Source organism: Oleiphilus sp. HI0079, from assembly GCF_001635105.1.
The window spans coordinates 1-9,567 of sequence record NZ_LWFT01000212.1 but is presented as its reverse complement, the minus strand read 5'-3'; the positions used below and the strand labels follow the sequence as shown (position 1 = coordinate 9,567).

Annotated in this window: 7 protein-coding genes and 1 pseudogene; 6 read left to right on the top strand and 2 right to left on the bottom strand. The window is 49.5% G+C overall.

Going from position 1 to position 9,567, the window contains the following annotated elements; genetic code table 11:
• The first annotated feature begins 98 nt into the window (after positions 1-98).
• The gene (locus tag A3750_RS03125; protein ID WP_068465517.1) at positions 99-1,262 is read left to right on the top strand and encodes an FAD-binding oxidoreductase; all 1,164 of its coding nucleotides are present in this window, start codon (positions 99-101) and stop codon (positions 1,260-1,262) included.
• Between the two features lie 30 nt (positions 1,263-1,292).
• Here A3750_RS03125 and A3750_RS03120 read toward each other — a convergent pair whose 3' ends face one another.
• On the bottom strand, positions 1,293-1,892 hold the full coding sequence (locus A3750_RS03120; protein WP_068457091.1) for a TetR/AcrR family transcriptional regulator: 600 nt from the start codon (positions 1,890-1,892) through the stop codon (positions 1,293-1,295).
• A gap of 30 nt (positions 1,893-1,922) precedes the next feature.
• Between A3750_RS03120 and A3750_RS03115 the strand changes: the two genes are divergently transcribed.
• The 4 genes from A3750_RS03115 (at position 1,923) to A3750_RS03100 (ending at position 7,343) form a co-directional block, all read left to right on the top strand.
• Positions 1,923-3,890, top strand: a complete 1,968-nt coding sequence (locus A3750_RS03115) for a thiamine pyrophosphate-binding protein (protein WP_068465519.1) — start codon at positions 1,923-1,925, stop codon at positions 3,888-3,890.
• 5 nt (positions 3,891-3,895) lie between these two features.
• The gene (locus A3750_RS03110; protein ID WP_068520815.1) at positions 3,896-4,270 is read left to right on the top strand and encodes a carboxymuconolactone decarboxylase family protein; all 375 of its coding nucleotides are present in this window, start codon (positions 3,896-3,898) and stop codon (positions 4,268-4,270) included.
• A gap of 507 nt (positions 4,271-4,777) precedes the next feature.
• Positions 4,778-6,625 (top strand): DUF294 nucleotidyltransferase-like domain-containing protein, encoded by a 1,848-nt coding sequence (locus A3750_RS03105; RefSeq protein ID WP_068520813.1) that lies wholly within the window; start codon positions 4,778-4,780, stop codon positions 6,623-6,625.
• A 19-nt stretch (positions 6,626-6,644) separates the two neighbouring features.
• Positions 6,645-7,343 carry an exonuclease domain-containing protein gene (locus A3750_RS03100; RefSeq protein WP_231871689.1) on the top strand — a complete coding sequence of 233 codons (699 nt, stop codon included), beginning with the start codon at positions 6,645-6,647 and terminating at the stop codon, positions 7,341-7,343.
• Positions 7,344-7,452: 109 nt separating this feature from the next.
• Here the strand turns inward: A3750_RS03100 and A3750_RS03095 are convergent, their stop codons facing one another.
• Positions 7,453-9,024: a BCCT family transporter gene (locus tag A3750_RS03095; protein WP_068520825.1), complete on the bottom strand. Its 1,572-nt coding sequence runs from the start codon at positions 9,022-9,024 to the stop codon at positions 7,453-7,455.
• A gap of 307 nt (positions 9,025-9,331) precedes the next feature.
• Here A3750_RS03095 and A3750_RS03090 point away from each other — a divergent pair.
• Positions 9,332-9,567 (top strand): annotated as a pseudogene (locus tag A3750_RS03090) (acetyl-CoA hydrolase); the annotation flags it as partial.

Sequence of the window (9,567 nt, the reverse complement as noted above, 5' to 3'; positions counted from 1 at the left end):
ATCCACGGCCAAAGCGGTGTTGAAGAAACTAAAAGCGCAAAGCATAGCGGAATCATCACAAGAGAATGCGCAAGAAAGTAAGCAACAGGAGACGACACATGCCTGAGCAAAACGAACTACTCAAAAACCTTGTTGGCTATGTGGAAGGCCGAGAGCGTATTGCAGAACGCGAACGCACTGGAACTGACTTTAGCGAAAGCAAGGGAAAAAACAGTGCTGAAATTGCCAAGCTGCATCCTAAGCGCTTGCAGCTGGAAGTCATGGATATCTTCCAAGAAACGTCATCTACAAAAACGTTTCGTATGGTCAGCACCAAGGGCGAGCTGCCACCTTTTCAGGCAGGTCAGTACATCAATCTGTTTGTGACTATTGATGGCGTTGAGACGGCGCGTCCTTACGCGATCTCGTCTTGCCCAACGCATCGTGATTACTACGATCTGACGATTAAGATTGTTGAGAACGGCTTTGTAACGAACTACTTGTTGAATCAGGTGTCCGCGGGACAAGAGTTTAGTGCGACAAGCCCAATGGGGACCTTCTACTACAACCCGATTATTCATGGGAAGAAACTTGTCTTCTTAGCGGGTGGGTCTGGTGGTGCACCTGCACGCTCGATGATTGAGAGTGTATTGAATCGCGGTGTCGATGCTGATTATTACCTAGTGTATGGCAACAGCTTTGCGAACGATGTGATCTTCCAAGATACCTTTCAAGCGCTAGCTGAAAAGCACGACAACTTTCATCTCACGGAAGTGGTGTCGCGTCCAAGTGAAGGCTTTGAAGGATTAACGGGTTATCTAACCGGCGAACGGATTAACGAAGCCATTGGTGGCGTCGATGAGGCCATGTTTTATGTTTGCGGGCCTACACCATTCAATGACTTCTGCAAGGCGCAACTGAATGAGCTGGGTGTTCAGAACAAACGAATTCGCATTGAGTGTAATGGCCCTCCAAAAAATCCAAGTGCTTTGCAATATTGGCCTGCAGATCGAAAAGAACAAGATTTAATAACGGTCAAGGTACGTGGCAAAGGTGAGTTCAAGGCTGAGGTTGGTGAGCCCTTACTTAATAGCTTGGAGCGCAATGGCTACTTTGTCGAAAACGCTTGCCGCTCAGGCGAGTGCAGCCTGTGTCGTGTAAAAGTCATTGAGGGTGAAGTGTTTAACGCACCGGAGTCTAAGCTGCGAAAGTCTGACCAAACCTTTGGATGGGTACATTCTTGTGTGGCATTTCCGACATCGGATATCGAGATTTTGTACTAGCGCCCAAGGGCGTGGCTTGGCTACTCGTATTTAAGAGTGCGGCATTTGTGTTGAGGTCGCAGCCAGATATTGCTTCACCGACATGCCATCGGGAATGAGCAAATGGCCATCTGTAATAAGCGCAGAAAGACCATGCACCATGGCCCATGCGCCCTGCGCTTGAAGATTGGCAGGGCTGTGTGCGTTAGGAAGCTTTTCAAAGGCCTGAACGAGCAACGCGTGCGGTTCTTTGCTTGCTTGTTGAAGCTCCATTGTCATTTCCGGCGCGGTCTGTGTTTGCGACAGCATGATTTTGTATAGAGCGGGGTTGGCGATTGCAAACTCTATGTATTGGGTGCCGTAATTGAGTATCAGCTCAATGGCGTTGTTCTCGTCCTGAACGGCTTGCATGCGTCTTGTGAGTGACTGAAAACCGGATGCCGCGATGGCCTGAAACAGCTCAGTTTTGTTTTTAAAATGTGCGTAAGGCGCCATGTGACTTACGCCAACCTCGCTGGCGAGGGCGCGCAAAGAAAGCGCTTCAATGCCACGAGTGTCTAGGATTTGCAGCGCAGCGTCGATCAACGCGCTTTTCAGATTCCCATGATGATAACTGCGTTCTTTGCTTTGAGCTTCAGAGCTGGACGTCACAATAAATACTTCGGCTGTTTTAGTTAAAAAATGAAGCCGCAAACATATCAGGTTCGTATGGATAGTCAAACGGCATACTTACGACATAACGAGAATAAAAGCGAAACACCAATGTCAGAACTGAAGCTAAGCCATTACATCGTGCAAGCCATCCGAGACGAAGGCGCAAGCCACGTGTTCCTGATTCCTGGTGGCTATGTGGATAATTTCTCGCAAGCGCTGGTTGACGTTAATGGCATAACGCCCGTTGTGTGCGCTACGGAGTCCGGTGCAGCCTACATGGCGGACGGCTTTGCCCGTTCGGCAGGGCGCTTTGGTGTTTGCATGGGTATCTCTGGTCCTGGTGCGAGCAACATGCTGACTGGTTTGAGTGCAAGTTATGCAGACCAAGTTCCTGTTTTGGTGATTACGGGGGATGCGCCCCTGATATGGCGGAATCGAGATGCCATCCAAGACCCGGGTTCCGGCGGTCTTAGAACAACCCACTTGCTGGGTACCGTTGCGCAACAGCAGTTTGAACTAACGCATGCCAAGCTGGCAGAGGATCATTTGCGGCGTTTAATGACGACGCTCAAAGGCCCCAAGCAGGGTGTGGCACATCTCGCTGTTCCGCTTGATATTCAGCGCCATGAGCAAACCTATGATTATATGCCTCATAGTCATCTCTCGGCTCGAAGTACTCGGGTACTGGATCAAGAGGGGCTCGATCTCGCGTTACAGATGATGGCCGAGAACAAACGTGTCGTGATACTGGCTGGTTCCGGTGTCCGTAAAGCGAACGCCTTTGCAGCTCTTGAAGCATTCGCCGAGTTCTTTGGTATTCCGGTCGCTACAACGATGAGCTCGAAAGGCGATTTCCCCGAGGATCATCGTCTTTCGTTAGGGGTGTTCGGGTGGGCCGGAAGCGCTCTTGCCAATGAGCTACTGATTCATGGCGAGATCGATTGCCTTGTGGTTGTTGGGAGTCGTTTGGGGCAGATCAATTCTATGGGCTGGAGCAATAAGCTCGTTGCTGAGCGAAAGCTGATTCAGGTAGATCTCGATCCTGATCATTTAAACCGAACCTATGTGGCCGATCTGGCTGTTGTGAGCGATGCCGAGGCAACGCTGCGCTATTGGGCATCTAGCGATAAGAAAACATTGGCGCAGTCGCAGTTACTAGATTCAAAGCCGGCACGCCTGCAATGGTTGGCCGAGCAACGAGAGCAGCATTCGCATTGTTACACCATCGACGATTGTCACTCTACGAGCATGCCATTGCATCCTGCGCGCGCGATTTACGAACTTGACGCAGCAATGCCAATCGACACGCAATTGTTTGTCGATAATGGTGCGCACACGTTCTTCGCGACGCATTATTGGACGATGCGAAAACCACATCAGTATTTCAATATTATTAAGTACTCTGGTGCTATGGGGTGGGCTATTCCCGCTAGTATTGGTGCTAAGCTTGCTCGCCCGGATACGCCAGTTGTTGCCGTTGTTGGTGATGGCTGTATGCTGATGCAGGGCATGGAGATTCAGACGGCTGGCCGCTATAAACTGAGCGGCATAATCTTTGTGGTTTTAAATAACAAAGCACACGGAAACCCAAAGCTTCGAGCGCATAGTTTTACCCCAGATGCCGAGGCCTTAACCGATATTGTCGATCACAACTGGGCGGGTTTTGCCGAGTCGTTGGGTGTGAAGGGTTTGACGGTTTCAGATCCGTCAGAATTGGGCGCTTGTTATTCTGAGGCCTTGCTTGCTGACGGTCCGGTGTTGATCGATGTGAAATGCTGCTTGTTTCCTACACCCACGAAGGTGTTTGACGAGACCTTTATGGAAGAGTTCAATCGTTACATTGATAACCCCAGCTCGAACCAAGCGCCTACGTTAGGTGACGAAAAGGCATGCAAGCCAGGCAAGCAAAAGATGAACGTCACAAGCAGCGATACAAGCAACGATTCAAGCAACGATTCAAGCAACGACACCAAAACCCTCAAACTGAATGATTGAAACGTATGAGCGAGCAAAACAAAAACCTGCATGCAACTGAAGACCGTAAAGATGTGATTGCCAAGCTACAGGAATTGTCACCTGATTTTGTGGGTATGATCTCAGAGTTTGCGTTGGGGAAGGTCTTTGACCGTCCTGTTCTTGATGACAAATTAAAAGAGGTTGTCGCCATTACCGCCTTGATCAGTCTAGGAACGGAACGTTTGCTGGGGCATTTGGAATCGGCGCTGGCAGACGGCTTTAGCAAAGATGAGCTTGCCGAGATCATTATGTTGGCAAGTATTTATTTAGGCTTTCCTCGAGCGATTGATGCAATGCTCATGCTACACGAGGTAGCGAGCGTGCAGAGCAATACAGCTGGTTTACAAGGCGAAAAGTGAACAGGGACTATGTGCACTTCAGCCTAGCGACAGGCGACGTTTAGCCGCCATTTGCTTACTCTAGCGCTCGCGATTACCTAGGGCTTTTCGCACTTTGGTTGGCTGCCGTATCCGCTGCGGCACTAGTGTGCACGATTTTGCCAGTTTAGTGAGCAAACAATATCTGAGCGCTATGACGTGCCCAGAGACGCGTCGAGTGAGTCATCCTTTTAATGGCTTATGTCGTTTTCGATTCAGCGTTTGATTCAGTGCTTTATTCGGTTCTTAATTCAGTTGTTAATTCAGTTATTCATGAGATCGGGCTCGGCTCCTAATTTCTCTTGCATTCATAGGCTCCCAAAAGCTCCAACAACGCCCCAGCAGTACCTCTATAACGTCCAATCAATGGTGTGTTGCGCGGAGATTCAGCGTGCTCTAAGCTCGGTACTCAATGCTTGGCGTCGCGGCTTTCGATCGCTTGGTCAGCAATCCCATCGCAAATAAACGGACATAAGGCGATATCAAACTATGAGTATTGAGCTGCCGGACATTGAACGCACGCTTGGCGAATACGAGCCGTTTTGCTGGTTACCTGAAGACGCACTTACTCATCTCGCGCAGTCGATCGAGGTGAGTTACCAGCAGGCCGGTGAGGCCGTGCTTAAACTAGAAGAGCCGATTCATCACTTGTATTTCATCCGTTCAGGTGAGGTTGAGGTGTTTCGGCGCGATGGCAGCTTGTTTAATCGTTTGCCCGCAGGACATGTGTTCGGACAGATGGGGTTATTGATGCATGGCAAGGTGCGCTTTGCAGTGAATACCCGCACGGACTGTTTGTTCTATTTAATCCCTGAAAAAATGTTCATGGATTTCTGCGATACCTATTCAGAGTTTGGTGATTTTTTTGAGGTTAATGACCACTCGATCTTACAGCAGGCTACGCAAGTCGCGACCGACGATATGACGACGGTGCCGATTACTGAGTTGATCACGAGTGAGCCCCTCGTTGTGACGCCGGATATGCCTGTTGCCGAATGTGCGAGACGTATGTCGGACAACTATATCGCCGCTGCTGTTGTGCAGGATGAAAGTGGCCGCCTAATGGGAATCGTCACAGATAGTGATTTGCGTGCTCGTGTGATTGCTGAGCGTCTGTCTTTGGAGACGCCTGTCGGTGAGGTGATGACGATGGAGCCTGAGGTGATGGATGAGCACGCTTATTTGCATGAGGTCATGTTAACCATGCTCCGGCACAATATTCATCATGTTCCGATTGTTGATGAGAGCAGGGTGCTTGGAGTTGTGTCTCTACCTGATGTGGTCAGCCATGAATCACAAAACTCGCTTTTGCTGGTTCGCAGCATTCTATCTGCCGATGATCTTGATGCACTTGCCCAGCTCTCAGAGCAGCTGCCCGCTGTCTATGATCGACTCGTGAGTGAGCATGCGACGTCGCACATGATCGGCTCGGCGATGTCGGTGATTGGAGCAAGCTTTATGCAGCAAATGGCGAAGCTTGCTGAGGATCAACTAGGCCCACCTCCTGTGCCATATTGTTTGATTGCGCTTGGTTCTCTTGCGCGAGACGAGCAGCTTCTTGTTACGGATCAAGACAATGCTCTGATACTCGATGATCGCTTTGAGGAAGATGAGCACGGTGCATACTTTGAGCGCTTCAGTAAGTTGCTTTGTGATGGGCTTGATCGCTGTGGTTACCCTCACTGCGAGGGTTTAATTATGGCGTCAACGCCCAAGTGGCGTATGCGCCGTGAGGAATGGAGAGCGCAATTTACTGAGTGGATCGAGAAGCCCGACCCTCAGGCTTTGCTGAATGCCTCTATCTTTTTTGATTTGGTCGCGGTGCATGGTAAGAGTGCCTGGGCAAAAGAGTTGCAAAAATTCATTGCCGATAAAGCCAAAGGTAGCAAACCGTTCTTAGCTGCCTTGGCGCGTAACGCGCTAAAACGGACGCCTCCGTTGGGATTTTTTAAGAACTTTGTTTTAGAAGAAGATGGCAAGCAGGGACGGTCATTAAATATTAAACGGCGTGGCACTGCGCCACTGACAGACATTATTCGAGTCCATGCGCTTGCGACTGGCTCGATCTCGCAAAACTCCTTCGAGCGTTTGGAGGATGTCTCCAAAACCAAGTTGCTACCGCAAGGTAAGCACGAGGAGTTAAGCGATGCATTAGAGTTGCTCTACAGTATGCGTGCTCGGCAGCAGATGCTCGCGCTACGTGAGCGTAAAAAACCAAATAATCAGATAGACCCGGATGCGCTTAGCTTGTCTGAGCAGCGCTCTTTAAAAGAGGCGTTCAGTGTGGTGGCACAGGCGCAACGGTTTTTGAAATTTCGATACACCGCCAATGGATAACGCTCTGAAAGAACGAGGGGTGGCTCCTCAAAATGAGCAAGACTGGCAACGTTTTCTAACCTCGATGCTTGAGCAACGGAATTCCGCGCTAAGAGGTTTTTATTCGGCCGGGTTTGCGTATCTGAATCAAACGCTAAATGAAGCGCCATGCTTGGCGATTGATATAGAAACCACGGGCTTGGACTCGCAAAACGATAAAATTGTCAGCATTGGGTTGGTGGAGTTTGATTGTCGCAGGGTGTATCTGAACACCGCCAAGCATTGGTTGGTGAACCCGGGAGAGTTAAGTGATTCATCGATTGTTGTGCATGGCATCACGCATAGCGATATCTCTTCTGCGCCGTCTATTAACGCTGTGATGCCTGAGGTGCTGTCAGCGATGGCTGGACGTTTAACCGTGGTGCATTATCGCGCGATGGAGAGAGAGTTTTTTCGGACCTTAAGCTTGGCTGTGTGGCAGGTGCCTTGGTTGTTTCCAGTGATCGATACCTTTGCATTAGAGGCGAGCTGTTTGAGCCGGAAGCAAAATTGGTTCGATCGCATGCGCCGCAAATCGTTACCATCGCTTCGTCTACCGGATGCGCGATTGCGTTATAACTTGCCGGAGTATGAGAATCACAACGCCGTGATCGACGCCATGGCGACCGCAGAGTTATTGCAAGCCCAGGCACAGTATTGGCATTTGCGAGAGCGAAAGGTCGCAGATTTGGTCTTGTAGTCTCTCGCGTTGTCATCGTGTTAAAACCAAAAAAGCCCAGCCTTTTAGAGGCTGGGCTTTTTCATGATTGATACGCGTAAGAGCAAAAGTGGCTCAGCGTTTCAGTGACTTAGCGCGGCTCGGTTCGTAGCCCCATTACCAAGCTGACACACATTAACAGCAGTACGAAGGTAAACGGTAAACCGGTTGAGATTGCACCGGCTTGCAAGGCTTGAATCGCTTCTGTGCCGCCAATCCAAAGCAGCGCGGCAGCGATAGCACCTTCGATGGTTGCCCAGAAAATACGCTGTGGAACCGGAGCATCAATTTTGCCGCCAGCGGTAATGCTGTCGATAACGAGTGAGCCGGAATCAGACGAAGTGATGAAGAATACGAGCACCAGAACGATCGCAATCATTGAAAGCACGTGCCCCATGCTTAAGGCATCAAACATCTGGAACATCGCAAGCGGAACCGATTTGAGGCCGTCTGTTCCCAGAGCGCCAATGCTATTTGCTACCTGATCGATGGCCATGCCACCGTAGACAGACATCCAAAGCACAGTGACAAGCGTCGGGATTGCCAGAACGGCTACAAGGAATTCACAAATCGTGCGGCCCTTTGATACACGTGCGATAAACATCCCTACGAAAGGGGACCATGAAATCCACCATGCCCAGTAGAATACAGTCCAGCCTTGGAACCATGCTTCATCAGGACGACCATGCGGGTTGCTCAGAGGAATAATATTTTCGATATACGCCATGAGTGTTGTCGGGATCGAGCCCAATGCGACAGCTGCGCCCATTAAGGCAACCAGTGTCAGTAGGGCAAATGCAATCACCATGTTGACGTTACTAAGTACTTTGACCCCGCCTTCAAGGCCGCGCACAACCGAAATGATGGCCAGCAAAGTGACACCAATAATGACCGTGATTTGTAAGCCGATACTGGCCTCAATGCCAAACACATGCTGAATGCCTGAAGCGGCTTGCTGGGCACCTAGGCCTAGCGAAGTAGCAAGACCAAATAGCGTGGCGAGTACCGCAAGAATATCAATAATGTGTCCCGGCCAACCCCAAGTGCGGTCACCGAGAATAGGGTAGAAAACAGAGCGAATAGAGAGAGGCAAGCCTTTGTTATAACAAAAGAAAGCAAGTGATAATGCAACGACACCGTATATTGCCCAAGGGTGTATACCCCAGTGATACATCGTCGCGCCAAGCGCCATGCTCGCCGCTTCTGGCGTATTCGCTTCAACACCGAGCGGTGTTTCATACCAGCCTGTGTAATAAGCAACAGGTTCAGCAACGCCCCAGAACATCAAGCCTATACCCATGCCTGCAGCAAATAGCATGGCCAACCATGAGATGGTGGAGTGTTCGGCTTTTGCTTCTGAGCCGCCAAGTCGAATGCTACCCCAAGGTGAAAATGCAAGCACAATGCAGAAAACAACGAATAGATTTGCCGACCAAATAAAGAAGGCATCAAAGCTCCCAATAATATCCCACTTCAAACCATCAAGAAGCCCTTTGGCTGTTGACGCATCGCTAACAAGTGTTGCGATGAGGAAGATGAGAATGAGCCCGGCACTGGTTCCGAACACGGGGTTATGGACGTCAAACCCCCATTTTTGAATATTGTCCTGCCCGACGGTGTAGTCGGTATTTTCGATACTATATTTATCGTTTTGTTCTTCCACGAGTTCTCCCTTGCATTTTTTGATGCTGTTCGACTCGACCACTTTATAGGTTCATGCGAGAAATTCAATTGAGCACTAAATAAAATATGGTCAGATTTACCGCTTTTATTATAGTTGAATGGCTGAATATCACTTAGAACTATAATGATTTTTTTGTTACGACAATGCGGTTGATGCTGCCCGTCGCGACGCAGCGTCTGCTTTTGCTGTATGTTTCGAAGAGTTGACCAAAATCAACGTAGGCGGTTTCGTTTCTTTATAGAGTGAGTGCCATTATAAAAACCGTGCTTCAAACGAGGATAAAGCATTGAGTCATCACCCGGATTTAGATCAAGTAGTAGATAGTGTCGTAGAGGCACTCGACAAAAATATCGTTATGGGTATTCCGTTGGGCATTGGTAAGCCTGCGCAGTTCGTCAATGCCTTGTACGCCAGAGCCAAGAGAGACCCTAGCATTAAACTGCGTATGATTACCGCCTTATCTCTGGAGCGGCCTAAGCCTTCGCCAGGTCTTGAGGCTCGATTTCTGGAACCGGTTTTTGA

Excerpts from the sequence above, each read along its gene's own strand:
- A3750_RS03125 (WP_068465517.1), top strand. The coding sequence starts at position 99 with ATGCCTGAGCAAAACGAACTACTCAAAAACCTTGTTGGCTATGTGGAA.
- A3750_RS03115 (WP_068465519.1), top strand. The coding sequence starts at position 1,923 with ATGAAGCCGCAAACATATCAGGTTCGTATGGATAGTCAAACGGCATAC.
- A3750_RS03110 (WP_068520815.1), top strand. The coding sequence starts at position 3,896 with ATGAGCGAGCAAAACAAAAACCTGCATGCAACTGAAGACCGTAAAGAT.
- A3750_RS03105 (WP_068520813.1), top strand. The coding sequence starts at position 4,778 with ATGAGTATTGAGCTGCCGGACATTGAACGCACGCTTGGCGAATACGAG.